At 44.1% G+C, this 1037-nt stretch carries 1 protein-coding gene; it reads right to left on the minus strand.

Translation table 11 applies throughout. The annotated features are described in order from the left end of the window. Positions 1 to 109: 109 nt before the first annotated feature. A complete protein-coding gene (locus tag QT974_RS34655; RefSeq protein ID WP_333472865.1) occupies positions 110 to 937 on the minus strand; it encodes a DUF3153 domain-containing protein in 828 nt (275 codons plus the stop codon). Between the last annotated feature and the right edge of the window lie 100 nt (positions 938 to 1037).

The following is a 1037-nucleotide window of genomic DNA, read 5'->3' on the forward strand; positions in this document are numbered from 1 at the left end:
TATCAAATCTGGTCAATTAATCATAATATCCGGGGAGGGGCGGGTTTGTGGGAACTCTGATAGTTTATTAAAAATATTAATCAACCCGCCCTTACAGAACATCTCCTTTTTAGGTTGGGCTGATGTTTTGAGGTTTTTTAGCGATTAAGAGGGCTGGCAATATTTGATATTTCACAGCAATACCCGCCGCCACAAATAACCCAATAATCAACGCTCCAATTCCTACGGGACTCGGAATCCAGAAAGTCGCCTCCAAATAGTTAACTTCTCCGGGTTTCAGCTTCCAAACTAACTGCTTTCCCTGCTGATAGCTTTGGGGAAGGAGCGCACCGGCGACATTCGTTTCAATATTTTCGGCACCCCAAGGCGTGTTCAAGCTAAAGTCTAGCTCCAAAAGTCCCCCCGGATTCAGCAGAGGACTGCCGTTTGAGGAAACCAGAGCCAGGGAGCGCAAATCCAATTCCCAACTTAACCGATTTCGCAGCACCAATAACAAATTATTCTGCTTGACCTTCAGGTGAGATTCAAACTTCGGCAAATCGGTTTCTAGGGGACTTGCGACCCGAGATTTGGCGGTTTGTGCGATCGGATTGTAAAATTGGTTGAACTTGTCTTCTAATTCGGCTCCATTATTGAATGGAATCGTCACTATAACTTCTCTCTCAGAAAGCCGTTTAGTTTTTCCGTCGAGCAATCTCGCGCGGCGTTCTACACTTTTTAACCAATCTCCAACTGTTTCGCTGCTGAAGCTGGTCAACCTTTCACCTAGTTTAATGTGCTGCACGATGGCGCCATGAGTTTGACTGTCAAAGTTGACTCCGACATCGTACTGAACGCATCCAGTCACTAGATTTAAAATGCAAAAAACCAAAGGTAAAAGAAACAAGAAGTGTTGTTTCTTCTTCCCATTTCCATCCTTGACATTTTGCTCTTTCATCTTTATTCCCCTGTTTTTCCCTATTTGCATGAATTAGAAAAGCCTGGTTTGATCGTTCGGAATGCGAGTCCTCTGATTTAGATAGGACTAAAGTCCGAAC

The sequence above is a fragment of the Microcoleus sp. BM001215392 genome, from assembly GCF_036700185.1.
Classification (GTDB): domain Bacteria; phylum Cyanobacteriota; class Cyanobacteriia; order Cyanobacteriales; family Microcoleaceae; genus Microcoleus.

Bases quoted from the DNA above. Each gene is read 5' to 3' on its own strand.
- QT974_RS34655 (WP_333472865.1), bottom strand. From the start codon at position 937: ATGAAAGAGCAAAATGTCAAGGATGGAAATGGGAAGAAGAAACAACAC.